General features: G+C 66.6%; 21 protein-coding genes. 11 read left to right on the top strand and 10 right to left on the bottom strand.

From position 1 onward, the window contains the following. Both ACZ48C_RS08405 and ACZ48C_RS08400 read left to right on the top strand, forming a co-directional pair. Entirely contained in the window at window positions 1-1371 is a 1371-nt protein-coding gene (locus ACZ48C_RS08405; RefSeq protein WP_464782723.1) for an MlaD family protein, read from the top strand. Between the two features lie 130 nt (window positions 1372-1501). Then, window positions 1502-2119, top strand: a complete 618-nt coding sequence (locus tag ACZ48C_RS08400; protein WP_413251123.1) for an ABC-type transport auxiliary lipoprotein family protein — start codon at window positions 1502-1504, stop codon at window positions 2117-2119. A gap of 188 nt (window positions 2120-2307) precedes the next feature. On the opposite strand, the gene ACZ48C_RS08395 is transcribed toward ACZ48C_RS08400, so the two are convergent. Together ACZ48C_RS08395 and ACZ48C_RS08390 are read right to left on the bottom strand one after the other, a co-directional pair. After that, window positions 2308-3267 (bottom strand): Tim44 domain-containing protein, encoded by a 960-nt coding sequence (locus tag ACZ48C_RS08395; protein ID WP_464782794.1) that lies wholly within the window; start codon window positions 3265-3267, stop codon window positions 2308-2310. Window positions 3268-3448: 181 nt separating this feature from the next. Continuing rightward, complete coding sequence (locus tag ACZ48C_RS08390; protein WP_464782722.1) at window positions 3449-9334, bottom strand: apolipoprotein A-IV repeat region-like domain-containing protein; 5886 nt, start codon at window positions 9332-9334, stop codon at window positions 3449-3451. 530 nt (window positions 9335-9864) lie between these two features. Here ACZ48C_RS08390 and ACZ48C_RS08385 point away from each other — a divergent pair. Beyond that, window positions 9865-10233, top strand: coding sequence for an Hpt domain-containing protein (locus tag ACZ48C_RS08385; RefSeq protein WP_119256217.1), 369 nt, complete (start codon window positions 9865-9867; stop codon window positions 10231-10233). A gap of 183 nt (window positions 10234-10416) precedes the next feature. Then, window positions 10417-10737 carry a 2Fe-2S iron-sulfur cluster-binding protein gene (locus tag ACZ48C_RS08380; RefSeq protein ID WP_119256218.1) on the top strand — a complete coding sequence of 107 codons (321 nt, stop codon included), beginning with the start codon at window positions 10417-10419 and terminating at the stop codon, window positions 10735-10737. Between the two features lie 402 nt (window positions 10738-11139). Here the strand turns inward: ACZ48C_RS08380 and ACZ48C_RS08375 are convergent, their stop codons facing one another. Continuing rightward, window positions 11140-11748, bottom strand: a complete 609-nt coding sequence (locus tag ACZ48C_RS08375; protein ID WP_464782721.1) for a DUF922 domain-containing Zn-dependent protease — start codon at window positions 11746-11748, stop codon at window positions 11140-11142. A gap of 151 nt (window positions 11749-11899) precedes the next feature. Between ACZ48C_RS08375 and folP the strand changes: the two genes are divergently transcribed. Genes folP through folK form a run of 3 tightly spaced genes read left to right on the top strand, consistent with a single transcriptional unit; the run spans window position 11900 to window position 13669 of the window. Further along, window positions 11900-12799, top strand: coding sequence for a dihydropteroate synthase (folP, locus tag ACZ48C_RS08370; protein ID WP_464782720.1), 900 nt, complete (start codon window positions 11900-11902; stop codon window positions 12797-12799). After that, on the top strand, window positions 12796-13164 hold the full coding sequence (gene folB, locus ACZ48C_RS08365) for a dihydroneopterin aldolase (RefSeq protein ID WP_464782719.1): 369 nt from the start codon (window positions 12796-12798) through the stop codon (window positions 13162-13164). Before folP ends, folB begins: the two co-directional genes overlap by 4 nt. Further along, window positions 13154-13669 carry a 2-amino-4-hydroxy-6-hydroxymethyldihydropteridine diphosphokinase gene (gene folK, locus ACZ48C_RS08360; protein ID WP_464782718.1) on the top strand — a complete coding sequence of 172 codons (516 nt, stop codon included), beginning with the start codon at window positions 13154-13156 and terminating at the stop codon, window positions 13667-13669. The genes folB and folK overlap by 11 nt, the downstream gene beginning before the upstream one ends. A gap of 3 nt (window positions 13670-13672) precedes the next feature. Here the strand turns inward: folK and ACZ48C_RS08355 are convergent, their stop codons facing one another. The 4 genes from ACZ48C_RS08355 to ACZ48C_RS08340 all read right to left on the bottom strand — a co-directional run bounded on the left by ACZ48C_RS08355 (window position 13673) and on the right by ACZ48C_RS08340 (window position 17499). Continuing rightward, window positions 13673-14221, bottom strand: coding sequence for a hypothetical protein (locus ACZ48C_RS08355; RefSeq protein ID WP_464782717.1), 549 nt, complete (start codon window positions 14219-14221; stop codon window positions 13673-13675). 147 nt (window positions 14222-14368) lie between these two features. Next, on the bottom strand, window positions 14369-15433 hold the full coding sequence (locus ACZ48C_RS08350; protein ID WP_464782716.1) for a YcjF family protein: 1065 nt from the start codon (window positions 15431-15433) through the stop codon (window positions 14369-14371). Further along, the gene (locus ACZ48C_RS08345) at window positions 15430-16905 is read right to left on the bottom strand and encodes a YcjX family GTP-binding protein (protein ID WP_464782715.1); all 1476 of its coding nucleotides are present in this window, start codon (window positions 16903-16905) and stop codon (window positions 15430-15432) included. Before ACZ48C_RS08345 ends, ACZ48C_RS08350 begins: the two co-directional genes overlap by 4 nt. A gap of 69 nt (window positions 16906-16974) precedes the next feature. Continuing rightward, the gene (locus tag ACZ48C_RS08340) at window positions 16975-17499 is read right to left on the bottom strand and encodes a SixA phosphatase family protein (protein WP_245424797.1); all 525 of its coding nucleotides are present in this window, start codon (window positions 17497-17499) and stop codon (window positions 16975-16977) included. Window positions 17500-17860: 361 nt separating this feature from the next. Here ACZ48C_RS08340 and dksA point away from each other — a divergent pair, with 361 nt between their 5' ends. Both dksA and ACZ48C_RS08330 read left to right on the top strand, forming a co-directional pair. Then, window positions 17861-18280, top strand: coding sequence for an RNA polymerase-binding protein DksA (gene dksA / locus ACZ48C_RS08335; protein WP_119256227.1), 420 nt, complete (start codon window positions 17861-17863; stop codon window positions 18278-18280). Window positions 18281-18474: 194 nt separating this feature from the next. Continuing rightward, entirely contained in the window at window positions 18475-18849 is a 375-nt protein-coding gene (locus tag ACZ48C_RS08330; RefSeq protein ID WP_464782714.1) for a VOC family protein, read from the top strand. A 36-nt stretch (window positions 18850-18885) separates the two neighbouring features. Here the strand turns inward: ACZ48C_RS08330 and ACZ48C_RS08325 are convergent, their stop codons facing one another. Beyond that, a complete protein-coding gene (locus ACZ48C_RS08325; RefSeq protein WP_464782713.1) occupies window positions 18886-19878 on the bottom strand; it encodes a flagellar biosynthetic protein FliO in 993 nt (330 codons plus the stop codon). 295 nt (window positions 19879-20173) lie between these two features. Between ACZ48C_RS08325 and cckA the strand changes: the two genes are divergently transcribed. After that, window positions 20174-22783 carry a cell cycle histidine kinase CckA gene (cckA, locus tag ACZ48C_RS08320; RefSeq protein WP_464782712.1) on the top strand — a complete coding sequence of 870 codons (2610 nt, stop codon included), beginning with the start codon at window positions 20174-20176 and terminating at the stop codon, window positions 22781-22783. Between the two features lie 248 nt (window positions 22784-23031). Continuing rightward, complete coding sequence (locus tag ACZ48C_RS08315; protein WP_464782711.1) at window positions 23032-24159, top strand: DUF2336 domain-containing protein; 1128 nt, start codon at window positions 23032-23034, stop codon at window positions 24157-24159. Window positions 24160-24173: 14 nt separating this feature from the next. On the opposite strand, the gene ACZ48C_RS08310 is transcribed toward ACZ48C_RS08315, so the two are convergent. Next, complete coding sequence (locus ACZ48C_RS08310; RefSeq protein WP_464782710.1) at window positions 24174-24599, bottom strand: hypothetical protein; 426 nt, start codon at window positions 24597-24599, stop codon at window positions 24174-24176. Between the two features lie 70 nt (window positions 24600-24669). After that, window positions 24670-26748 (bottom strand): DNA topoisomerase IV subunit B, encoded by a 2079-nt coding sequence (gene parE, locus ACZ48C_RS08305; RefSeq protein WP_119258247.1) that lies wholly within the window; start codon window positions 26746-26748, stop codon window positions 24670-24672. Window positions 26749-26786: the final 38 nt, after the last annotated feature.

Raw genomic sequence — 26786 nt, 5'->3', positions numbered from 1 at the left:
ATGGAAACGAAAGCCAACTACGCCCTCGTCGGTTTCTTCACCGTGCTGGTCATGGCGGCCGCCTTCGTCTTCGTCTACTGGATGTCGCAATACGGGCGCGGCGGTGACATGGCGCAGCTGGCGATCCGCATTCCGGGCTCGGCCAATGGCCTTTCCGTCGGCTCGCCGGTGCGTTTCAACGGCATTCCCGTCGGCTCGGTGCGCAGCCTCGCCATCGATTCCAAGGACCCGCGCTTTTCCGTCGCCATGACGGAGGTGCTGACGAGCGCGCCGGTGAAGAAGTCGACCAGCGCGGTGCTGGAAGTGCAGGGCCTGACGGGCGCGGCCTATATCGAGCTCGGCGGCGGCAATGCGGGCGATCCCAACATCCTGCGCGAGGCCTTCGACAACGAGACAACCGCCGTGCTCCAGGCCGAGCAATCGAGCGTGACGAATATCCTTTCGACCGCCGACAAGATCCTGAAGCGCGCGGACACGGCGATCTCCGATATTCAGGGCTTTGTCGCCGATGCGCGCGGTCCGCTCACCAACACGATCCGCAACGCGGAGAAGTTCTCCGATTCGCTCGCGCGCAACGGCGAGAACATCGACGAGTTCCTGAAAAGCGTCGGCGGGCTGTCGGATACGTTCAGGAACCTTTCCGGCCGGCTGGATTCCACGCTCGCCTCCGTCGATTCGCTCATCAAGGCGGTCGATCCGAAGAAGGTCGAGGACTTCGTCGGCAATGTCGACAAGGTCAGCAGGGACATCGCGGACGCCTCGGGCGACGTGAAGGCGACTGTCGAGGGCTTCCGCAAGACGGCCGAGACCTTCGACGCCTTCGGCAAGCGCGCCAGCGAGACGCTCGACAAGGTCGATACGCTGATGGCTGCCGTCGACGCGCAAAAGGTCAGCGGCGCGATCGACAACATCTCGGTCGCGACGGACGATGTCCGCAAGGCGATCGCTTCCGTCACGGGCGTCGCTAACCGCATCGGCGAGCGCAAGGAAGACATCGACCAGATCATCACCGACGTGAAGCAGATGTCGAACAAGCTGAACGCCGCGTCCACGCGCGTCGACGGCGTGCTGGCCAAGCTCGACGGCTTCCTGGGCGAGGGGGATTCCGAATCGCTCTTCGCCGAGGCCAAGGCGACGCTGCAATCGATCAAGCAGGCCGCCGATACGCTGAACGGCCGCATCGGCCCCATCGCCGATGGCCTGCAGCGCTTCTCCGGCTCGGGCCTGCGCGACGTCGAGGCTCTCGTGCTCGACACGCGCCGGACGGTCCAGAATCTCGACAGCGCCATTTCCGGCTTCGAGCGCAATCCGCAGCGCCTGCTCTTCGGCGGCGACACCGTCAAACAATATGACGGGCGCACCCGGCGGTAACGATCCGAAGTGTGGCCCGATCCCCACATCGGGGAGGCCGCAGCAGGCGGACGCGAATTTGTCCGCCCGCGCAACCGTGACAGCGTGCCATGCCGCTGCTACACATTGATTCCCAGGGTTTGAGGATGAAATGACGGTATCGGGTATGGAGTTGTTGCGGAACGGGACTGCGGCGCGCGCCGCTCTCATCGCCGTTCTGGCGGCAACGCTCGCCGCCTGCGGCGGGGCGCCTGCGAAGAACGACACGTTCAGCCTCTCGGCCACGGCCTCTGCGGAAGGCCCTTCGGCGAAGAACCGGCAGATTCTCGTGCCGCAGCCTTCCGCCCTCAAGGCAATCGACAGCGACCAGATCGTCATCCGCCCGTCGTCCTCCGAAATCCAGTATCTCGCCAAGTCGCAGTGGAGCGACAGCCTGAGCAAGATGGTGCAGGCGAAGCTCGTGCAGGCCTTCGAGAATACCGGCCGCGTCGGCGGCGTCGGCATGCCGGGGCAGGGGCTGGCCATCGACTACCAGGTCGTCACGGATATCCGCACCTTCGAGGTGCAGACCTCGGGTGCGGCGACGGCCGTCGTGGAGATTTCCGCCAAGCTGCTCAACGACCGCAACGGCACGGTGCGCACGCAGAAGGTTTTTCGCGCGACGGCTCCGGTGCGCGGGACGGATAGCACGGCTTTCGTGAAGGGGCTCGATGCGGCCTTTGCGACGGTGACCGCCGATATCGTCGGCTGGACGCTGAAGTCCATCTGATCCGGAAAACGAAATGCCCCTCATCCGGCCTGCCGGCCACCTTCTCCCCACAAGCGGGGCGAAGGGAGGGATGATAGGGTTTCCCTTCCCAAGGACCTGAACGTTTCAGGAAAGGCGGGCATCCTCGCCTTCTCCCCGCTTGCGGGGAGAAGATCGCGGCAGCGGGATGAGGGGCGGGCGCCCCTGCATCACGCGGCTTCGACGCCCTGGATGGCCGAGACTTTCCACTCGCCGCCATTGCGGCGCAGGAATGTCCACACTTCCACCGCTTCGGTGAGATTGTCCGGATCGCCGGAGACGACGCGCCCGCTCGAACGGTCGCGCATCACGTCGATGCTTTCATAGCGCATCGCGACGGTCGCGTAGTCATCCGCGCCTTCCCGCCAAGCCTCCGCCACGTCGCCCTGGACGAGATGGATGTCGCGGACCTCGTTGCGAAGGCCCTTCGTGGCATTGTCGCCGATTTCCTCCGCGAGATAGGACATCGCTTCCGGCGTTGTGATCTGGCGAAGCGTGCGGAAATCCTCGGCTGCATAGGCTGCCTGCAATTCCTTCAGCAGGCCCTCGAACTGGTCGAGGTCCGCCTGCTGGACGCCGATCTCGTCACCGGCCTTCGGCTGCGGCGCCTGCCGGCCACCGCCGCCGATGCGCGGGATCTCGAAATCGGAGCCGCCATTGCTGTACTGGCCTCGCGCATTGCCGGAATAGGCGGGCGCGTTCGTCTGCGCGAACATGCGGCGCAGGACCATGAAGACGCCGGCGATCAGCAGAACCTGCAGGATGAGGCCGAGGAAGCCGACGCCGCCGCCGAGTCCGTGGCCGAGGAACATGCCGACGAGGCCGCCCAGCATCAGGCCGCCGAGAAGCGAGCCGCCGAAGCCGCCGAAGAGGCCGGGGCGCGGGTTGGCCGTCGTGTTGCGGCCTGCGGAGGGCTGCTGCGCGGACGGCTGGCGCGTCATGGTCCGGTCGATCGGCATGGCGTCGGTCGGCGCGGTGCGCGTCGTCGAGGGTGTCGAGAAGGTGCGCGTGCCGCGGCTGCCGAAACCGCCGCCGGCGCGGCGGGCCTCGGCGACGTCCACCACGGTCATCACCACCATCAGCGCCACGGCGACCATTGCGAGCGCGCGGCCAAATCCTTGTATCGACATCATTTTCGCTTCTCTTCCCCTGCGTTCCATCTGTGTCGGAAGGCATATAGAGGGGCGAGCATCCGATTTTAAGGTTTCGGGCGGTGAAAAATGGAGTGGCAGGCGCAGGTTTCTCGACTTTTCCCGAAAGCAGAACGGCCGCCCCGAGGGGCGGCCGTTCTCTGTTCCGGTTCCGATCCGCTCAGTTGAAGCGGCCGGCGGCGTGGGCCAGCATGGTGTAGACCTTGCCGGTATCCGAGGTGAGATAGGTCTGCGTCATGACCTTGTCGCGGTCGTTGCGGGCGACGTCGGCGAGCAGCTTCTCGAAGTCCGAGATGTAGCGGTCGACCGCGGTGCGGAATTCCGGCTCGCGCTCGTATTTGCGCTTGATCTCGTCGAAGGTCTGCTGGCCCTTCAGCGTGTAGAGGCGACGGGTGAAGACGTCGCGCTCGCCGCGCTGGTAGCGCCGCCACAGTTCGACCGAGGCGTCGTGGTCGATGGCGCGGGCGATGTCGACCGACAGCGAGTTCAGCGATTCGACGACATGGCGCGGGTTGCGGGTGTCCGCCGGGCGGGCAGCCTGGCCTTCGCCGCGCGGCTGGGCGAACTGCGCTTCCTCGCGCGAGACGGCGCCGCGCAGGAGGTCGCGCATCCAGCCGCCTTCGCCGGCCGCCTTGGCGTCGGCTTCGGCGGGCAGGGGCTGCGCGCGCTGCGGGATGCCGGCGGCGGTTGCTGCGCGCTCGATGCCGAGGCTGCCGCGCAGCTGCTGGGCCGGCTGCTCTTCACGGCGCGGCTCGACGCGGGGCTGCTGCTGTACCGGCTGGGCGACGGTCGCTTGCGCGGCCGGGCGGGAGACTTCCAGCGCCGTGGAGGACTTGCCGATGATGTCGGAAAGATCCTGCAGGGCCTTGATCTGCTCGCTGACGGCGCGGCGCATCTGGGCGGCGTTTTCCTTGGCCTCTTCCGGCAGGTCGAAGGCACCGCGCTTCAGTTCGCCGCGGGTCTGGTCGAGTTCCTTGCGGATATCGGCGGCGGCGCGGCGGATTTCCTCCGTGGCGCCGGAGAACTTGCCGACGGCTTCCTCGACGGCCTGACGCAGCGTTTCGCGCATGACGGTCGTCGCGGCCTCCGACTTCTGGCCGGATTCGGCGAGCAGGCGGTCGACGTCGGAGAGCGAGGCGCCGACGCTGCCGCGCAGGCGGTTCGCCACTTCCTTCGTGCGCTCCTCGGCGCGGGTGAAGGCGCCTTCCACCGACTGGCCGGCTTCCTCGCCGGCCTTGACCAGCGAATCCCGCAGCGTGTTGGCGGCGGCCTCCGCGCGCTTCTCGGTCTCGCCGAGAATACGGCCGACCTCGTTGAAGGAGGACTGGATACCGCCGCGCAGGTTGCCGGCGATCAGGTTCGAACGCTCCTCGGCGCGGCTGAAGACGCCTTCCACCATGCCTTCGAGCGACTGCATGGTCTTCTCGATCTCTTCCGAGCGCTGGACGAGGCCAACGGAGAGCGAGCGAAGGGCATCCTGCCGCTCCTCCAGCGTCGAGACCAGGTTCGACTGAGCGGCGGCGAGGAGATCGGAGGCCTGCGACAGGATCTTCGAATGGTCCTCGAAGCGGCCGACGATGCCGCCGATCTGCGAGAGCGTGCCGGCGGAAATGTCGGAGAGGCGGTCGACCTTGCCTTCGAGCAGACGCGACGTGGTGGAGACCATGTCGGATGCTCGCTCAGCGGAGGCGGTGAAGCGCTCTGCCGTGGAGGTGAGGCGACCGTCGATGGCGCCGAGCGTCTGGCTCGCCTCGTCGACCATGCCGGCGATGGCGCCGTTGCTTTCCGAAAGGCGGGCGATCAGGCTCTCGACATTCGACTGCAGGCCGCTCTCGATGGCGCGCATCGTGCCGGCGGCTTCCTCCGTGCGGGCCGAAATGGCGGCCAGCGTGTCGGCGGTGCGGGCGGAGATCGCGTTGATGAGCGCGGCATTCTCGTTGCGCAGGCGCTCGGCGCTCTCGCGGGCGACGCCGGTGATGCGCTCGGCGGCCTCGCGGCCGGCGGCGGCATAGTCGTCGATGACCGGACGGGCTTCCTCGTTGATGAGGCGCGACAGCTCCTCCGTGCGGCTTGCCAGCATGGAGTTGAGTTCGCGGGTGCGGTCGTCGAGCGCCGTGCGGATGGAGGCGCCGCGCGTTTCCAGCGCCTTCTCGACATCGCCGAGGCCGGTATGCAGGGACTGGGCCTGGCTTGCGAGGCGGCTTTCCGTGTCGGCGAAGCGGGCGACGGCGGAGGAGGTGGTTTCCTCGACGGCGCGGGTGAAGGCTTCGTTGCGGGCCGAAAGGTTCTCCGCGAATTCCTCGCCGGTCTTGGCGATGTTCTCCGCGGCGCGCTGCGCCTCTACGCCCATTTCCTGTGCCGCGCGGGAGACCGCGCCGCGCAGGGTGCTGCTGAGGCTTGCGAATTCCTCGCCGGTCTTGGCGAGCGACTGCGCCGAGCGGATGGCTTCGGCATCCATGTCCTGCGCGGCCTGGGAGACGGCGTCGCGCAGCGTCTGGGCAAGGCCGGCGGCCTTGCCGTCGATGGTGCGGTTGACGCTGTCGAGACCGATGGTGAGCGCCCGGTCCATCGTGCCGAGGCGTTCCTCGATGCGGCCGGTCTTCTCGTCGATGGTGGTGGCGATGCGCTCGGCGGCTTCGGTCGAGATGCGCTCGATGTCGCCCGTGCGGGTGGAGAGCGTGCCGTCGATGCGGGCCGCGGCTTCGCCGGTGATGCGCTCGATCTGGGTGGCGCGCTCGGCGAGCGTTCCGTCGATGCGGTCGGCGGCTTCGCCGGTCACGCGCTCGATGTCGCCGAGGCGGTTCGAGAGAGCGCCCTCGATGCGGTTGGCTGCATCCGCGCTGACGCGCTCGATATCGGTGAGGCGGCCCGAAAGCGCGCCTTCGATCCGGTCGGCGGCGTCGACGCTGATGCGTTCGATGTCGCCCACGCGGCCGGCAAGCGCGGCGGCGATGCGCGCGGTCGTCTCGTCGCCGATGCGGTCGACTTCGGCGATCGGGCGGGAAAGGGCGTCGGAAACGCGCAGCGAGACGTCGCCGCCCACGCGGTCGAGATCGGCGAGGCGCTCGGACAGCGTGTCCGAAATCCGGGCGGCGGCCGTGTCGACGATGCCGGAGACATTCTCGACGCTGTGTTCGATGCGGGCTTCGAGCTTGCCGAGGTTTTCCTCCAGCCGGCTGCCCGTCGTGTCGAAGCGGCTTGCGACGCTGTCGACGGTCTGCTCCATGCGCGTACCGAAGGCATGGGCTGCTTCGGCGATCTTCGAGGAGGTCTCGCCGAGGCGCTCGGCGACGGCGCCCGCGCTTTCGCGCACGCGCTGGTCGAGAAGGGCGGCGCTGCCGTCGATGGTGCGACGCAGCGTTTCCTCGTGCTGTTCCAGCGACATTTCCAACATGCCGGCGCTGGTGGCGATGGACGTGCCGATGGAGGTCGCCTGGTCGTTCAGCGTCTCGGTGAGCTGGTTGCGGCCTTCGGTGATCGCGACGTTGATCGCATTGATGCGGTCGTCGAGGGTCGTGCGGATCTGCTCGTGGGTGGAGACGAGCGAGCCGGCGAGCTCGGAGGCGCGGCCCGACAGGGCTTCGGCGATTTCTGCGGCGCGGCCGGAGAAGGCATCGGCGAACTCGGCCGCTTGGCCATGCAGGACGCCGCCGAGCTGCTGGCTGCCTTCCGTCAGGACGGTTTCCACGCGGTCGGCGGCCGCGTCGATGGCGGACTGCATGGAGCCGGCGCTGTTGGAAAGGACCGAGGCGAGGTTGGCCGTGCGGCCGGTGATGACCTCGTCGATCTGGCGAGCGGCGCCCGTCAGCGCGGTCTCGACGCGGCTTGCGGCCGAACCCACCGATTGCTCGAGCTGGCTGCCGGTCTCGTTCAGCATGGAGGAGAGGGCGGCCGTGCGCTCGGTGAGCGCGTTGTCGATGCGGTTGTGGCTTGCCGCGATGGTCGAGGTGATCTCGTCGGCGCGGGCGCCGAGCGCGTCTTCCATGCGGGCCTGTGCGGCCTCGATGCCGCCGGCAATGGTCGCGCCGCGGGTGTCGAGGGCGTCCGTCAGCCGGCGCTCGCTGCCCGAGATGCTTTCGACCAGCGCATTGGCGCGGGCGCTGAGCGCCTCTTCCATGCGGGTCTGGGCGGCGTGGATGTCGCTGGCGATGGTGGTGCCGCGCGAATCCAGCGCGTCCGTCAGGCGGCGCTCGCTGCCCGAAATGCTTTCGGCCAGCGCGTCGGCGCGGGCGCCGAAGCCGGTTTCGATGCGGTTCTGCACGTCGGCGAGGCCGCCGAGCAGCGTCGCGGACTTTTCGGAGAGGATCGCGCTCATGCGCTCATGCGCGCCGCCGACGGCGTTGCCGATGGATTCGGCATGGCCGGAAACGGCATGCTCGATGACTTCCTGGCTGGTGGCGAGGGTGGTCGCCAGCGCGAAGGACTGGTCGGTGAGCGTGTTGCCGAGGCGCTCGATGCTGGAGGTGAGGATGCCGTCGATGGAATCGTGGCCGCTGGCGACCGTCTCGTTGATGCGGGCAAGGCTCTCCATCAGCTTGGAGTCGAGCGAGCCGGCGCGCTGGTCGAAGGCGTTCGCGAATTCCTCGACGCGCTGGTCGAAGGCGCTGGCGATCTGGCCGACCGTCGCCTGCATGCGCTCGTCGAAGAAGCCGGTGCGCAGGTCGAGGTCCATGACCGTGTCGTCGGCGGCGTTCTTGAGGCTCTGGCGGAACTGCGCGCCCTTTTCATCCAGCGCTGCGTTCATCGACTGGAGGACATGGTCGAGGCCACCCGTCACGGCCTGCTGGCCGATGGAGAGGCTTTCGCTGATCTCGCGGGTGCGGGCGATCAGCGTCTCGTTGAGCTGCTTGGCGCGCTCGTTGAGGGCGGCGTTCAGCTTCTCGGTGTTGGTGTCGAGTGAGGAGGCGCGGGTCTCGAACTGCTGCAGCAGGTCGCGGCCGCGGGAATCGAGGCTTGCCGTCAGCTGGTCGAGGCGGCTGTCGAACTCGTTGGCGAGCGCAAGGCCGGAAGAGCTGAGCGTGGAGAGCAGGCTGTCGGTGCGGGCCGAGAGCATGGCGCCGATGGTCTGCGTCGCACTGTCGGACTTTTCCATCAGCATGGCGGCGCGGGTGTCGAGCATCGAGGCGAAGGCCTCGCCCGACGTCGCGATGCGCGCCGTGATGCTTTCGCCGGCGCTGGCGAGCTCGTCTTTCAGCTGCTCATGCGCGCCGGAGATCGAGGAGCGGATGCGCTCGGCATGGCTGACGATCGCCTCGCGCTCGGAGCCGAGTTCCTGCACGAGCGTGCGCACGCGCATTTCATTGTCGGAATAGCTGCGCTCGAGCGCGTTGACTTCGGAATGCACGAGGGTTTCGAGCTCGGTCGCGCGGGCGATGGTGCGCTCGATGCCTTCGTTCATCGCCGAGACTTCGCGGCGGACGGCCTGGCCGACGGACATGATGCGGTCGGTGGCGACCGTTTCCGGCTCTGACAGGCGAAGGGCGACCTCGGCCATCGAGCGGGCGGCGCTGCGCAGCTCATGGGCGCGCGCGATCATGATGGCGAAGGCGAAGAACAGCATGATCGGCATGACGATGGCGACGATCATGCCGATGGCGCCGGGCAGGGCGACGAGGTCGGCGACCGAGCGGATCTGCCAGATCTGCGGCGCATAAAGAAGATTTGCGACGCCGAGGCCGCCGATGACCCAGAGGATGGAGGCAAGCACCGCCATGCGCAGCGGGCCGCGCGAGGAGCGCATGTCGAGCGACTTCAGGATCGCGGCCGGCGTCTTGCGTGAGCCGTCGTTGGCCGGCGTGAAGACCGGGGCTTTCGGGCCGGGCTCGGGGGAAAGGTTGCGCGGGGTCTCTGCGCCGGCCGGCTGGGCCGCCGTCTTTTCCTGTGCCTTGTTGGGAATGCGGCTTGCTGGTTCCGACACGCGGGCCTCCGAGGCGTCCTGCTTTGCGGGCGTTTCCGGCGCCAGATCGTCGAAGTCGATCTTCAATGCTTCTTCGAGGGCCTGGAAGGCCTTTTCGTCGATCGACTCAATGGACTTGTTCGTCGCCATGCGGTTACGCCTCGTTACCATGTCCGGGATCGGCCTTCATGCGCGCTGCCGCTGCTCAGGCGCACTGCAACCGTCCGGGTGGTGGCCGGTCTTGCTGCTGACCCTCATGGCAAGCAGCGTCCGGACCGCCGTTCATTCCAACTTCGCTCGATAAACCGAAACGGTGAAAGGGTGTATCTCCGCGCACGGTTTATCCACCGGGACTACCCGGTCGTATCGTAGTGACACATTAGCCTGTATCACACAATTCATTGCCATCTCCCTTCGCCCGAAACTTAACAGGAAGTTAAAATCGGACGAATCCGTATCGCGATGGAAAACTTGAGAAAACGGCAATTTTTCAGCCGTTAACCATAGTTTGCGATTCATGCCCATTTTGCGCCGCCTTTTAATCGGATAGGCGCGCCGGCCGCGCAGAATGAATTGCCGGGCGGACGGTGCGGAAGGGCGGAAAACGCTCGCGCCACCCGCCGGCATCTGCGTGCATCACAACGAAACAAGCGTACGTAGCGTATATAAGGATATTGGCAATGGCAGCGCTCAACATCGCATTCGAGGCGCCCGACAATCCGGGCGGCATGTGTCCTCCGAATGGACGGCCGATCGATCTGGTACACCTTGCCCGACAGACCATGGGCGACAAGGCCCTGGAACTGGAAGTGCTGCAGATGTTCGCGCGGCAGGCCCGCGCCAGCATGAAGGAGATCGCGGAAACGCAGGGCCCCGCCCGCGCCGCTGTCGCCCATCGCCTCAAGGGCTCGGCCCAGTCCGTCGGCGCCACCATCGTCGGCGCGGCCGCCGAGGCGCTGGAGCGCAATCCCGCAAATGCCGTCGCGCTGGCGAATGTCACGGCCGCCGTGGTCGAGGCTGAAAACTTCATCCTGAAACTCTGCCGCTGAGCGACAGCCCCTGCCGCAAGGCAGCCGTGCGGCGCCGGGTCCTTAAAGTCCCGGATGCGGCGCACTATGTTGACTGGTGACAGGTTTTGTTGGAAACAGCCGCCGGAAAACCGGCGGCGCGCACCCTCTCTGCCGTCCAGCCACATGCCCGCACCGGGCAGCCTACAGGATCCGGAAGTCATCATGAGCAAACTCACCATCGTCGCCTTCGACGGCACGCGTCACGAACTGGATGTCGCCAACGGTTCCACGGTGATGGAAAATGCCGTGCGCAATTCCGTGCCCGGCATCGAGGCGGAATGCGGCGGTGCCTGCGCCTGCGCGACCTGCCATGTCTATGTCGACGATGCCTGGAGCGCCGTCGTCGGCCCGCCGGAAGCGATGGAAGAGGACATGCTGGACTTCGCCTACGATGTCCGCCCGACTTCGCGGCTTTCCTGTCAGATCAAGATGTCGGATGCACTCGACGGGCTCGTCGTCCACGTGCCGGAACGCCAGGCCTGACATCATCCTCCGGATAGAAACCTTGCCGCTCTTCTTCCCGCATGAAGAAGAGAGCGGGTGAGGTCTGTTCTTGCCTAAGAACAGATGGACAAAAAAATGCCTCGCCGGTCACCAGGGACGAGCGAGGCCAGGAGGGCGCATCGCAGTCAGGAGAGGGAGGAGAACACCTGCTGCTTCGATAGGGATGCGCCAGGAGAACCTGTCAAAACCAATTCATGCTGCGTTGGAAAGCAAGAGAAACTTCCCGATCGCTGTTGGAATGACGATAAGGTGATTTGCAGAATTGCGCTATCGCTAAAATTCACCACTGATTTTGTGCAGGACGCGCCGCTCTCGGCTTGATCCGTTCCGGTTGCACTGGGAATTTTTCGGGAAATACATGCAAGGCCCTGCGGCCTTTACTCACTTGCCGTTGTTGAGGCGGTGCGTGAGCAGGCGCATCATGCGGTCGTTGAAGTTCTTCGACTCGATGCGGTCGAAGCGCGCCTGGTCGGCGTCGTGCTTTGCGACGGCATCGGCGGTCACCCGGTCGACCCGCGCCTGCATGCGCTCGCAGCTTGCTTCCGGCGGCAGGCGCTTGAGGGTGCGCTCCAGGTCGCGGGCGTGGTTCCGGGCGATTTCGGCGTGGCGTTCCTCATGGCGGCGGATGTCGGCGGAAAGCGTGTCCCAGATGAGGGCGAGCGACGGCGTCGCGCGCTTGCGGTTCTTCCAGCGGGGCAGGATGATCTGGGTGGAGAGCGTGACCCTGGCATTGCCCACCGCGCAGCGGTCCCCGCGCCGCACATAGGTGACGGAGCCGCCCCACTTGATCCGCGTGGCGCCGGGATGGCGCGAGCCGCTGTGCTTCATGACGGGGCCGCGCTTCGACAATTCTTCGTCGAGTTCGGCGGCCGTGCGCCCGCCGACGGAAAAATAGGCGAAGGACTTGGAGGTGATCGTCTCGGCGCGGGCCGGCTGGAGGGCGAGGCAGGCGAGGGCGGCAACGGCCATCAGGGGGGCGATGGTCTTCATTTCGGTTCAGCATTCCTTTCGCCACCGGATCCGCCCGATGGTGTGCCGGCTCGATACGCTGAACCGGTTGAACTTCCTTTAAGCTTGGGGCATAGGCTCGGCGAGCGCAACACCCTTTCAGGGCACTGGTTAATCGCGGGAGGAAACCGCCATGTTCTCGCCGTTCGAACCCTTCCGCTGGGCGCTTGCGCACGGTCGGCATCTGGAACTCGGCCCGCGTGGCATTCTGATGGCGATCGTCAACGTTACCCCCGATTCCTTTTCCGACGGCGGAAGGTTCGACAGCGCGGATGCCGCGGTGGCGCAGGCGATCCTCTGTCTGGAGCAGGGCGCCGAAATCATCGACATCGGCGGGGAATCGACCCGGCCCGGCGCCGCGACCGTGACGGCCGCCGAGGAGCAGGACCGGATCCTGCCCGTCATCGAGGCGCTTGCCGGCACCACGGACGCCATTCTCTCCGTCGATACCTACCGCGCCGAAACCGCCCGGCTCGCCGTTGCCGCCGGCGCGCATATCGTCAACGACGTGCACGGGCTACAGCGCGAGCCCGATATCGCGCGCGTGGCGGCCGAGACCGGGGCGGGGCTCTGCATCATGCATACCGGCCGCGACCGGCAGAAGCTCCCCGACGTCGTGGAGGACCAGTATCTCTTCCTCGGCCGCTCGCTGGAGATCGCGCGGGAGGCTGGGGTCGCCCCCGAGGCGATGGTGCTCGATCCCGGCTTCGGCTTTGCCAAGGATACCGACGAGAATATCGAGCTCATGGCGCGTTTCGGCGCGCTTTTCGGTTTCGAACTGCCCATTCTCGCCGGCACGTCGCGAAAGCGCTTCGTCGGTGCGGTCACCGGCCGCGAGGCGGCGGAGCGGGATGCGGGCACGGCCGCGACGACGGCGCTGCTGCGTGTCGCCGGCGCGGCGGTCTTCAGGGTGCACGATGTCGCAATCAACAGGGATGCGCTTGCCATGGCGGATGCTATGCTCGACGCAGGGCGCAAGGTGAAGGCGCGCGAGGCGCGCGCCGGAGAGCCAACCGGACAGGATAGACCATGACCACGACTTATACGATCACGCTCAAGAACTGCGCCTTCTTCGCCCGCCACGGCCTGCACGATGCCGAGGAATTCCTGGGGCAGCGCTTCTTCGTCGATGCCGAGCTGGACGTGCGGCCGCTGCGCCCGCTTTCCGACGATGCGATCGAATCGACCGTCGACTACGGCGTCGCCTTCCAGGAGATCGAGAAGATCGTCACCGGCCAGCGGCGCTACCTCATCGAGGCGCTGGCGCAGGAGATCGCCACCGTTCTCTGTGCGCGCTTCCCGCAGATTTCCCGCGCGCGCATCACCGTGCGCAAGCCGAACGCGCCGGTGCCCGGCGTGCTCGATTATGTCCAGGTGACGGTCGATCATGTCGTCTGAGCCCTTCCGCCGGGCGACGCTCGGCCTCGGCGGCAATATCGGCGATCCGGTGCGATTGATGGCGGAGGCGCTGCGCATGCTCGATGCACGGCCGGACTGTCGCGTCGTTGCCGTGTCGCGGCTCTACCGCACGCCGCCCTGGGGCAAGACGGACCAGGACTGGTTCTTCAATGCCTGCGCGCTGGTGGAGACGATGCTTGCCCCGGAAGCGCTTCTCGACGCCTGTCTCGGCATCGAGCGTGACATGAAGCGCGAGCGCAAGGAGCGCTGGGGGCCGCGCACTATCGATATCGATGTCCTGACCTATGAGGGCGTGAAGCAAGCGGGTGGCCGGCTGGAACTGCCGCATCCGCGCATGACGGCGCGCGGCTTCGTACTGATGCCGCTGGCGGATGTCGCGCCGACGCTCATTGTCGAGGGGCGGACCGTCGAGGCATGGCTTAAGGATGCGGATGTCGCGGGGATCGAGCCGGCGAGTGCCGGCCCGGACTGGTGGAAGGCCTGAGCCTTACTTGATCGAGCCGACGGCGATGTCGTCGAGGCTGCGGTCGAGCGACAGGCCGATGACCGGGACCATCTTGTTCTCGACCTTCACCGAGATGGTGATGTTCATCTTGTTGTCGCTCTCCAGCCGCGCGATCATCGCGCCGTTGAGCTTCTGGCGATTGATGCCGACGACGACCTTGTTGCCGGCGACCTGACCGGAGGTGATGTCGAGGCCCTTGCCGTTCGCGCCGTCGAGGAACTTGCCCTTGTAGGTGGCGCCCGCCTTGGTGATCAGCGCGGACATCGGCTGCTTGAACACGCCGACGCGGCAGAAGCCGTCGAGCTGGATGCCGGCATCCTTCGCGGCGGCGGTGTCGCCGGTGAGGTCGCAGCTGAACTTGGTGCCCTTGTACTTTCCAGCGACGATTTCGCCGCTGCCCTGCCAGTTGCCCGCGACCTGCTGGAAGAATGCCTTGTCGCGCGAGCCGGCGGCGGCCGGAAGGACGAAGGTGGTGGTTGCGAGAATGGCCGCTACGGAGACGCGGGCGATCAAAGAGGTGCGCGAGTACATGAACGATCCTTGATGGGCGACGGCCATCTGGCCTGCTCTGGTGAGAGGAGATTTGCGCGAAAATGGTTAATGGACGGTTTCCCGCCGCCCTGTCCATTCGTATTTGATGATGGCCAAGGCCCTGAAAACCGGGGTGTTGCAGTCCGGTCACGCCTCGTCGCGGCGGCTGCTCCCGGTTCCCGGCGTCAGGTCGCCGATGAAATCGCCGATGCCGGGCCGCTTCAGCGCCCGGAAGGGCATGGGCCGGCAGAGGTCCATGGCGGCGATGCCGATTCGCGCCGTCATCAGGCCGTTGATGACGCCTTCGCCGAGCCGCGCGGAGAGCTTGGAGGCGATGCCATGGCCGAGCACCTGCTGGACGAGGCTGTCGCCCATGGCGATGGAGCCGGTGACGGCGAGGTGGGCGATGACGTCGCGCATCAGGCGCAGCATGCCGATCTTGCCCGGCCTTCCGCCATAGAGTTCCGCCATGCCGCGCACCAGCCGGCTGCTTTCGTAGACGACATAGCCGAGGTCGACCAGCGCGCGCGGGCTGACGGCGGTGACGATGGAGACGCGCTTGGCGGCGCCGAGGATCAATGCCCGCGCCTCGCGGTCGAGCGGGGCCATCAGCTCCCGTTCGGCAAGGTCGACGAGATGGGCGGCGTCGATGATCTCGCCCTCGGTCTCGGCGAGCCTTGCCCGCCCCCGGGCGGTCTGCGGCCGGGTGGCGAGAAGATGGACGAGGCGGGAGACGATGGCGCGGCCAACCGACGGCGTCGGGGAGGCAGCGGCTGCGAGGATATCGTGCTTGAGGTCCTGCACGGCGGCGAGCCGGCGCAGTCCGATCAGTTCGCGTAACACCACGCCGAGGAGGGCGAGCACGGCGACGGTGGCCGCGGCGATTGCGAGATAGCCGAGCCAGTCGTTGCGGGTGAAGAGATCGCGGATCAGCGCATCCACCCAGAGGCCGACGGCGAGCGAGAGGAGGAGGCCGAGCGCGCCGAAGGCGATGCGGCCGAGCGTCAGGCGGCGCGGGCGGGGCGTCGCGACAGGCGGCTGAAGCTCGGGCAGGTCGGCCGTGGTGGTGATGAAGGGGTCGTCCGCGTCCGGCGTCAGCGTCACGGCATCGTCGAAGGCGGCGGGCGTGCGGGGCTTGCTCCGCTCCGGTTCCTTCGCCGCGGAGGCGGGCGGAAGCGAGAAGGCGGCGGGCCTGCGCGGACGGTCTGTCATGCGAGCCGGTCTCCGATCAGATATTGCAGCGCCCGGTCGAGGCGGATGTGCGGCACCGACAGTTTCAGGCCGCCGCCTGTTTCCTCGATATGCGGCGGGCGGAAGCGGACGAAATTGAGAAGATGCGGCGCTTCGCCTTCAGGGGACGATTCAAGCGCTTGAAAAAGTGAATCCGGATCCTTCGGCAAGTCCCCGGGAAATATCGCTGTTTTCCGCTCGCCGTCGAAGACTTCGCCGTCGATCCTCTCGCCCGCCATCGGCACCCCGACGATGACCGGCAGGTCCTCGCCATCGTGCTTGACGGTCGCTTCGCGGGTGGCGCGCACGGAGGCGAGCGCCATGACCTCGATGCCCGCGCCGCTCATGCCGATGCGCTCGATGGCGCGCTCGACCAGCCGCCGGGTGATGGCCTCCAGCCGCGGATGGCTTTCATGATGCAGGTGGTCGGCCTTGGTGGCGGCGATGACGATGCGGTCGATGCGGCGCGTGACGAAGGAGGAGAGGAAGCTGTTGGCGCCGGCGCGGAAGCAGTCGAGCACGTCGCCGAGAGCCCGCTCCAGGTCGTGGACGGCTTCAGTGCCGCGATTGATCGCCTGAAGCGCGTCGATCAGCACGATCTGCCGGTCGAGGCGGGCGAAATGCTCGCGGAAGAAGGGGCGCACGACATGGGCCTTGTAGGCCTCGTAGCGACGTTCCATCATCGCATGCAGCGAGCCCCTGGCGGGACTGCCTGCGGCAAGGTTCGGCAAGGGGGCGAAGGTGAGCGCCGGCGAACCTTCGAGGTCCCCCGGCATCAGGAAACGACCGGGCGGCAGGGTGGAAAGCGAGCGCTCGTCGGACTTGCAGGCTTTCAGATAGGCGGTGAAGGCTTCGGCTAGCGACCGGGCGGTGGCCTCCTCCGCATGGGCGGCGGGATCGACCGTGCCGGAAAGCGCGAGCCAGTCGCGGGCAAGCTCGGCGCGAATGCCGGACTGTGCGAGCGCGACGGTGTTCCGGCTGAAGGTGCGAAAATCCTGCGCCAGCAGCGGCAGGTCCAGCAGCCATTCGCCGGGATAGTCGACGATGTCGATGGAGAGCTTGCCGGGCGAGAACAGGCGGCCCCAGCCGGACGCGCTCTCGTAATCCAGCGTGATGCGGAGTTGTGAGATGGCGCGGGTCGAGTCCGGCCAGAGGCGGTCGGCGACGAGCGCGCGGATATGGTCCTCGTACTGGAAGCGCGGCACGGCGTCGTCCGGCTGCGGCTCCAGCCGGATCTTCGAGACGCGGCCGGAGCGGCCGGCCTCGAACAGCGGCAGGCGTCCGCCGTTCAGCAGATTGTGCACGAGGGAGGAGATGAAGACCGTCTTGCCGGCGCGCGAAAGACCCGTCACGCCCAGCCGGATCGACGGGCTGACGAGATTGGTGGCGCGGCCGGTGAGCGCATCGAGCGCGAGCCGGGCTTCGTCGGTGAAGGTGGTCAGGCTAGGCGGCAAGGTCTCTTTCCAGCATCGAGGGCGATATAGGAAACGAAATCCGGCAGGAAAAGAGGCGACGCCGTTTCGTCAATGGGCCGGACGCGGCGCCATGAAGCCGGCAAGGCAGGCGCCCGTGTAATCCTCTTCCGTCGGGCGCCGGTCGAAATCGAGGATGGCGAGGCCCGCCGTCGGGTAGCCGAAGGGCGCGGCGGTCTCGGCGATCTCCTTGCCGACGAGGCGATGGAAGAATTCCTCGATCATCGGATTGTGGCCGACGACCATCACGGCGCTTTCCCGCCGGTTCGCGAAGGCGAGCTCTGCATAGGCGTCGATCGTGCCGGAATAGAGCGAGTCGACATAGTCTATGGAAAGCTCCTCGCTGACGGCGCGATGGAACGGTTCCGCCGTCTGGCGGCAGCGCACGGCGGTCGAGGAGATGATGAGGTCCGGCCGGTAGCCCTGATCGGCCGCTTCCTCGGCGATCACCTCGGCTTCGGCGAAGCCGTCGTCGTCGAGCGCCCGGTCGAAATCCGACTGGCCGGGCTGGGCCCAAGCGGCGCGGGCGTGGCGAAGGATATAGAGCCGGAAGGCCGGCGTGCCGAGAGATGCCAAGTCTGTCCTCCATCCGCCTGCGGCATGATCGATGCCGTCTTCAGACTTCATGTCTTTCCTTGCCGGAAAGATCAACCGGTTTTGCGCCGTTGCCGGCATGGCAAGAATTCTGTGCTTAAATTCACGGCAGGGATGGCGCTTGGCCCATTCTGGGGACACCTTTTCGTGTGAAGCGGCAAGCAAATTTGGGGCCGATTCGGGGACGTTTTCCCCATCCCGTTGTAATCTTGATGAAATATTAGTCTGGCAGGGTTTAAAATAGAGGCACGCGCGAAAACCGTGGGTAAGTCCCGGCAGGCTTGAATCGCGTTACCCGTGGGGATATACAGCGCGCCTTGAGATGTTCTTCAGGAGAATCGCGTTGAGTGAGAAGATCGATCTTAGCAATTTCGTCCTCGATGAGGGCGAGGAATTCATGAATGCAAACCAGCGCGCCTACTTTCGAGCGAAGTTGAACGCCTGGAAAAACGATATCCTGCGCGAAGCGCGCGAAACCCTCGATCATCTGGCGGAAGAAAGCGCCAACCACCCGGACCTCGCGGACCGGGCATCCTCGGAAACCGACCGTGCCATCGAACTTCGCGCTCGCGACCGCCAGCGCAAGCTGATCTCCAAGATCGATGCGGCGCTCCAGCGTCTCGACGAAGGCACCTACGGCTATTGCGAGGAAACCGGCGAACCGATCGGCCTCAAGCGTCTCGACGCCCGCCCGATCGCAACGCTGTCGATCGAGGCGCAGGAGCGCCATGAGCGTCGGGAGAAGGTGTATCGCGACGAGTAGGCGTTTCCTGCGGGTCCGAGGAGGCTCGCAGGCCGCGCCGGCAAGGATCGAACATCGGACATTGTCCGGTGCGGGCGGTTTTCGGACCGCGTGACATCGGGAAGACTGCCAAAAGCCGCCGCGGATATCCCGGCGGCTTTTTGGTTTCCGGTTTTCGAACCCTAGCCAGCGTTGTCCGGGCTTCAGGAGGAACCATGTTCGATCATGTGAAATTCGGCGTCAGCGACTATGAGGCGAGCAAGGCCTTCTTTCTCAAGGCGCTCGCGCCGCTCGGCGTGGCCGTCGTCTCGGAAGGAACGCCGGCCTATGGCGTCGAGATGAGTTCTGACGGCAAGGTGTCGCTGTGTCTTTACCGGACAGAGGAGAAGCCGGCGCATCTTCACCTTGCATTCGTCGCCGAGCGCCGGGAGCAGGTGGATGCCTTCCACCGTGCCGCTCTGGAAGCAGGCGGCAAGGATAATGGCGCGCCGGGCCTGCGTCCCCGCTACCACGCGAACTATTACGCGGCATTCGTCATCGTTCCCGACGGGCACAATATCGAAGCGGTTTGTCACGCGCCGGAGGCGTGATCCTTCACGCCTCGATTCCCTAGTCGGGCCGGAAGATCAGGCCTTGCGGTTCGCGGCGATCTCGCCGAGCAGGCGGGCCATTTCCGCTTCCGTCTCCTCGCGGCTCTTGGCGGCGGACTGGCCCTGGCCGATCATCGCCGCGGTCTGCGTGGGATTGGTCGTCGGCTGGGTGACGGTCCGGGCCGGAATGGCCGCCGCGGCAGCGGCATTGTTCGCCATTTCCGCTTCGAGGATCTTTTCGAATTCGCTCACCAGTGCCGGATTGTCGGCGGCGCTCGCCGTCGGGTTGGTGATCGCCGCGCTGGTGACGGGGCGCTGCACGGGCTGGGCGACCGTGGCCTGCGCCGTGGTTGCAGCCGTCTGCGGCGACAGCACGCGCTGGCGATTCTGCTCCAGCATCTCCTCGACGCGGCGCTCGGGCGCGCGCTGCTGCGTGCCGGTCTGCGCCTGCTGAGTGACGGCGGCCGGCTGTTGGACCGGGCGCGCGGGCAGGGCGCGGACAGCGGCATCCTCGTCGCCGGAATAGAGTACCTTGCTCATGGCCGAGACGCCTTCCGGCAGCGCGGCCGGCCGGCGCTCGGCGGCGAGGGGAACGGTTCCGGCGGCCACGCCCGCCGTGGCGGAGCGGGCGGCGAGCGGGGTCTCGGCAGTCTTGGCGATTGCCTCCTGCGCGGCGGGCGAGGGCTCGGCGCGCTGGGCCTTCTCGACCGGCTTTTCCACGGCCGGGGCCGTTTCGGCAGCGGTGGAGACGATGCGGGATTCGATGACGATATCCGTCGGGCCGCCGATCATGACGAGATGCTCGACATCGTCGCGGCGCACCAGCACGAGGCGGCGGCGCGTATCGATCGCAGCGGCGTCCAGCACGGCAAGGCGCGGCGTCCGGTTGCGTCCGCCGCGAATGAACGGCGAGGAGGGCCGGCCGCGGATGATCCACAGCACCAGCGCGAGGCAGAGAAGGCCGAGCAGCACCACCGCCACGGCAATGGCGAATTTCATGCCGTTCTCTGCTAGGATCTCCTGGGGCATGGCGCAGTCACTCCTCGGTGGACGGGTTGCTTCGTCAAACTGACAGCATTTGACGGCTTTTTACGGGCTCGTACAAGCGCGGCACGCCGCTTGTCCAGCACCTATTGCCGCTGTCATCGCCGCCCAACTATGGCAGCATGCGGAAATTGCGAGGGTAAGACCTCGAATATTCCCTGTGAATTCGCCGCCTTGCTTCCCCCGGGCGGCTTTTTGCGCTTCCCTCGGGCGGATAAACATGATTCTGGCATCGGGTCCGGCCACAGCGCAAGGCCGGACAGCTGCAGACGAGGGATTGATGACGACGATGAAGCGGCCGGGCGAGGACAATGTGCCGATCGTGGACCGCGGCCTGCGGCCGGCGGTGGTGCTGCGCATCGTGCTGCTCGCGGTTGTCCTGGCGGCGTCCGCCGGGGCCTTCATCCTCTTCAAGAACCAGCTCGACAACGAGATCGTGCTCGGCGTCCTCGGCGTGCTCGCCATGGCCGGCATCTTCTTCGTGGTTTCCGCGCTGATCGGCTTCATCGAGATCATGCCGCAGGCGAACGGTTCGGACGGGCTTGCGCGCGCCTTCGTCGATTCGCATCCGGACGGCACGGTCGTCACCGACCGAAAGGGCCGCATCGTCTATGCCAACGCCGCCTATGGGGCGCTGACGGGGGCGAAGGGCGAGGCGGAAGTGCAGACGCTGGAAACGCTGCTGTCGCGCAACCGCGACGCCACCGAGGCCGTCTACCGCCTGACGAACGGCCTGCACGAGGGCAAGGAAGGGGCGGAGGAGTTCCGCGTCCAGAAGGCGCTCAACCCGTCTTCCACCAACGGTTCCGGCGCCCATTGGTATCGCCTCAAGGCGCGCGTCCTGCCGAATTCCGGCAATGCTCGCCAGCCGCTCTATATCTGGCAGATCTCCGACATCACCTCCGAGCGGGACGATCAGGAGCGCTTCTTCAAGGAATTGCAGAACGCCATCGATTATCTCGACCACGCGCCGGCCGGCTTCTTCTCCGCCGGCCGCAAGGGCGAGATCGTCTATCTCAACGCCACGCTCGCCGAATGGCTCGGCATCGACCTGACGAAGTTCCATCCGGGCTCGCTTTCCATCGCCGACGTGGTGGCGGGCGAGGGGCTAGCGCTCATCCAGTCCGTGCAGGCCGAGCCGGGCCTCAAGCGTACCGAGACGCTCGACCTCGACCTGCGCAAGACCAACGGCCAGAGCCTGCCGGTGCGCATCGTGCACCGCGTCTCCTCCATGCGCGACGGCGCGCCGGGCGAGAGCCGCACCATCGTGCTGGCGCGCGAAGAGGGGAGCCAGAACGACCAGTCCGCCTCCATCGCCTCGATGCGCTTCACGCGCTTCTTCAACAACACGCCGATGGCCATCGCCTCGGTGGACGGCGACGGGCGCATCCTGCGCACCAATGCGCCCTTCCTCAAGCTTTTCTCCGGCGTCGTCTCGCGTGACGATATCGACCGCGGCGCCAAGCTCGAGACCATCGTGCACGAGACGGACCGCCTGCGTCTGCAATCGGCGCTCGATGCGGCAAGGGACCGGCAGGGCGACATTCCGCCGCTCGATTCGCTGCATCCCGGCGACGACGGAAGGCATTTCCGCTTCTATGTGAACGCCGTTATCGACCAGAGCGACGAGGCGCCGGAAGAGGCCGCCATCGTCTATGCCGTCGAGATCACCGAGCAGAAGGCGCTCGAGACCCAGATGGCGCAGACGCAGAAGATGAATGCGGTCGGCACGCTCGCCGGAGGCATCGCGCACGACTTCAACAACGTTCTGACGGCGATCCTGCTGTCCTCCGACCACCTGCTGCTTTCCGCGCGCCCGTCCGATGCGAGCTTCGCCGATCTCATGGAGATCAAGCGCAACGCCAACCGCGCCGCCGTGCTGGTGCGCCAGCTCCTCGCTTTCTCGCGCAAGCAGACGATGCGGCCGACCGTCCTGAACCTCACGGACGTCATCGGCGACCTGCGCATGCTCGTCGACCGGATGACCGGCACCAATGTCAAGATCGACGTCGAATACGGCCGGGACCTGTGGCCGGTGAAGACGGATCTCGGCCAGTTCGAACAGGTATTGATCAACCTTGCCGTCAATGCGCGCGACGCCATGCCGGAAGGCGGCACGATCACCTTCCGCACGCGCAATGTCGAGGCCGAGGAGGCCGCGGCACGAAACCTGCGCGACCTGCCGCCCGGCGACTATGTGGAAGTCGAGGTCGCCGACCAGGGCACCGGCATTCCGCCCGAGATCATCGACAAGATCTTCGAGCCCTTCTTCACCACCAAGGAAGTCGGCAAGGGCACCGGCCTCGGCCTCTCGATGGTCTATGGGATCGTCAAGCAGTCCGGCGGCTACATCTATCTCGATTCCGAAGTCGGCAAGGGCACGACCTTCCGCATCCTCATGCCGCGCCATACCGAAGAGGCCGTGCCGGCTGCCGAGACCGCCGCGACCGCGCAGGCCGGCGAGCAGCAGCCCGCGGCCGTCGTGCAGGCGCCGGAAAAGGAACCGCGCGACCTCACCGGCGGCTCGGCCGTCGTCCTTCTCGTCGAGGACGAGGAGGCGGTGCGCCGCGGCGGCAAGCGCATGCTGGAAACGCGCGGTTACACGGTGCATGAGGCGGGCTCGGGTGTCGAGGCGCTCGACATCATGGAAGAGCTGAACGGCGCGGTCGACATCGTCGTCTCCGATGTCGTCATGCCGGAAATGGACGGCCCGTCGCTGTTGCGGGAACTACGCAAATCCTATCCGGACATGAAGTTCATCTTCGTTTCCGGCTACGCCGAGGACGCCTTCGCCCGCAACCTGCCCGCCGACGCCAAGTTCGGCTTCCTGCCGAAGCCGTTCTCGCTGAAGCAGCTCGCCGAAGCCGTGCGGGAAATGCTGGACGCCTGAAGAAAGCCTTCGAGTCGGCCCCTGGACGGTTCCAAGCTTTCGCCCGCACCGCAAGCGAGGGCAAGACCGTGCACACGGCATCGGCATGGACATGATCGTCGTCTTCGATCCGCGGCCGGCAAGATTTTGTCCAATCTCCAACGACGAGGCAGCGGATCACCGTCCGGTTAATGGATATGGTGAACCAATCTTAAACACTTTGGCGATAACGTGGTCCCCGTAGCGTTTACAGGCGTTTGGGGCGTCCATTGATCGTTCATGCATTTCTCCGTTGGGTCGAGACCGCGCGGGCAGCCGACAGGGCGAAGGCCGCCAGCGTGCTGGCGCGGGCCTATAGCCGCTCGCGCATCGCGCCGGACGACCGGCATGCGGCGGAGATGGCGATGATCTTCCTGCTCGACGATCCGGCGCCGAAGGTGCGGCTCGCGCTGGCGGAGGCCCTTGCCGAGAGCGAGGACGCGCCGCGCGCCGTCGTTCTGCCGCTGGCGGAAGACCAGCCGGAAATCGCCGCGCATGTCATCCTTTGTTCGCCCGTGCTGACGGATGCCGATCTGGTCGATCTTGCGGCAAAGGGCGGCGACATGACGCGCACGCTGATCGCACACCGCGCCATCGTCTCGCGGCCGGTTTCGGCGGCGCTTGCGGAAGTCGGTGCGGCGCCGGATATACTGGCGCTTCTCGAAAACGAGGGCGCGGCGATCTCCCGCCGCAGCTTGGCGCGCATCGCCGACCGGCTCGGGCACGATGCGGAAATCCGCGCGCTCCTGCTCGACCGGACGGACCTGCCGAGCGATGCCCGCCATGCGCTGGTCGAGAAGATCGGCTCGGCGCTTGCCGGCTTCGGTCTGATCCAAGCCGCCGTCGGCACAAGCCGGGTGGAGCGCATCACGCGCGAGGCCTGCGACGTCGCGACGATCGGCATGGCCGCCGAAGTGGGAGCGGCCGAAATGCCGGCGCTCGTCGAGCATCTGCGCATCGCCGGCCGCCTGACGCCGGTCTTCCTCATGCATGCGCTGTGCACCGGCCGCGTCGAGTTCTTCGCGGCGGCCATCACCAATCTTTCGGGGCAGGCGGAACGGCGCGTCCGCTCGATCCTTTCCGACGGCCGCGAGGCGGCTGTGCGCGCGCTTTACGAAACGGCCGGCCTCGGCCGCGATATCAGCGCGCTCTTTGCCGAGGCGACGATGCTCTGGCGCAGCGAGGCGAAGGGCGGCGACGGCCTGCTCTCGGTCTGCGAGAGGCTGCTGGCCCGCGCCCGCGCCACGGGCAACGCCTCCTGCCAGTCCATGCTGGAACTGGTGGAACGGCTGGCCATTGCCGAGCAGCGCCAGACGGCGCGAAGCTACGCGCTCATCGCGACGCGGGAAGCGGCGTAGCAACCTGCTGCCGATCAATCGGCGAAGCGCTTCACGACCCAGGAATAACCGCCTTCCGCATAGCGGACCGGCGTGGTGACGGCGGCCTTCAGGGAGGCGGCGTCGGGGATGGCTTTTTTCACGAAGGCGAGCGTGCGGGCGGCAAGGCCCTGCCGCGCCTGTTCTGTTTCGACGGGGGCAGGGGCTTCCATGCCCGTCGCCGGCTCGGCCGGCTTCGGATCGGGCACTGTCACCTCGGCCGTCATGCGGTCGCCCGAGGTCTCGCAGACGGCGACGATGACGGGATAGTTCTTGTCCTGATGCCGGTTGATATAGGTCTCGGCCTGTGCGTCGCAAAGCGCCACGGTCTGCCAGCTCCGGTCGACCGTATCGATATAGTGGCACTGGGTCGCGCTGTCGTCGCAGCCCATGATCGTCATGACGATGAGCGCAGCTTTCATGGCCGTCCTTTCCGCGTTGGATGGCCCCGGTTAGAGGCCGGCATTGCCGCGAAAATATGGCGGCAAGGCCTCAGATATCGAGGTTGTCGGCGAAGACGGCGCGCTCCTGGATGAAGCGGAAGCGGGCCTCCGGCTTGGTGCCCATCAGGTCGTCCACCGCCGTGCGCGTGCCTTCGAAATCGACGTCGTCGATCGCCACCTTCAGGAGCGTGCGCTTGGACGGGTCCATCGTCGTTTCCTTGAGCTGCGCCGGCAGCATCTCGCCGAGGCCCTTGAAGCGGCCGATCTCCACCTTGCCGCGCCCGTTGAATTCCGTGCGCATCAGTTCCTCGCGGTGCGCGTCGTCGCGCGCATAGAGCGTCTTGCCGCCCTGGCTGATGCGGTAGAGCGGCGGAACGGCGAGATAGAGGTGCCCGCCGCGGATGAGGTCTGGCATCTCCTGGTAGAAGAAGGTGATGAGCAGCGAGGCGATATGCGCGCCGTCGACGTCGGCGTCGGTCATGACGATGACGCGCTCGTAGCGCAGGTCCTCGTCGCGATACTTCGAGCGCGTGCCGCAGCCGAGCGCCTGCACCAGATCGGAAATCTGCTGGTTGGCGCCGAGCTTTTCCCGCCCGGCGCTGGCGACGTTGAGAATCTTGCCGCGGAGCGGAAGGATGGCCTGGTTGGCGCGGTTGCGCGCCTGCTTGGCCGAGCCGCCGGCCGAATCGCCCTCGACGATGAAGAGTTCGGCACCGTCGGCCGAGCTCTGCGAGCAGTCGGCGAGCTTGCCGGGAAGGCGCAGCTTGCGCACGGCCGTCTTGCGGCTCACTTCCTTTTCCTTGCGGCGGCGCATGCGCTCTTCCGCGCGCTCAATCACCCATTCGAGCAGCTTGGCGGCTTCGGCGGGATTGTCGGCAAGGTAATGGTCGAAGGGGTCGCGCAGCGCGTTCTCGACGATGCGCTGGGCCTCGACGGTGGCGAGCTTGTCCTTGGTCTGGCCGACGAATTCCGGCTCGCGGATGAAGACCGAGAGCATGCCGACCGCCGAGATCATCACGTCGTCGGTGGTGATGGCGGCCGCGCGCTTGTTCTGCGTCAGCTCGGCGTAGTTCTTCAGGCCCTTGGTGAGGGCGATGCGCAGGCCCGCCTCGTGCGTGCCGCCGTCGGCCGTCGGGATGGTGTTGCAATAGGAATGGATCAGCGAATCGCCGCCGTACCAGGTGACGGCCCATTCCAGCGAGCCGTGGCCGCCCGACTTCTCGCTCTTGCCGGCGAAGATCTCGCGGGTGACGGTGTAATCCTTGCCGAGCGTCGCCTGCAGGTAGTCCTTCAGCCCGCCGGGGAAGTGGAAGACGGCCTTTTCCGGCGTCTCGGAGCCTTCCGGCAGCAGCGAGGGATCGCAGCTCCAGCGGATTTCCACGCCGCCGAAGAGATAGGCCTTGGAACGGGCCATGCGGAAGACGCGGCCGGGATCGAAACGGGCATGCGCGCCGAAGATCTCCGGGTCGGGATGGAAGCGCACCCGCGTGCCACGACGGTTGTGCACGTCGCCGAGGTCTTCCAGCGGCCCGAGCGGCTTGCCGCGCGAAAAGCGCTGGCGGTAGAGCTTGCGGTTGCGCGCGACCTCGACTTCGAGGAGGTCGGACAGCGCATTGACCACCGAGACGCCGACGCCGTGCAGGCCGCCCGAGGTCTCGTAGGCCTTGCCGTCGAACTTGCCGCCGGCATGGAGCACGGTGAGGATGACCTCCAGCGTCGACTTGCCGGGCATCTGCGGATGGTTCTCGACCGGGATGCCGCGGCCGTTGTCGGTGACGGTCAGGCAGCCGTCCGCATCGAGATTGACCTCGATGAAATTGGCATGGCCCGCGACGGCCTCGTCCATCGAGTTGTCGATGACTTCGGCGAAGAGATGGTGCAGCGCCTTTTCGTCCGTGCCGCCGATATACATGCCGGGGCGCATGCGCACGGGCTCGAGGCCCTCCAGCACGCGGATGGCAGAGGCGTCGTAGCCGCCGGAGCCTTCGGTCGGGGCGGCGGGCGCCGGCGCGCTTTCGGCGGCGGGGGCCGGAGCGGGCGTGGGCACGGGCTTTTCCTCCGCCGCGGCGGGCTGCCGGGCGGGCTCGGAAGGCATGTTGGCGAAAAGGTCGTTATTGTCGTCTTGCATGGGCCGTTCAGAGTTTGTTCCGTTTGCCGGTTCTTCCC

This window comes from Shinella sp. 1A1 (genome assembly GCF_055379515.1).
This window is presented reverse-complemented; position numbering and strand designations above follow the sequence as displayed.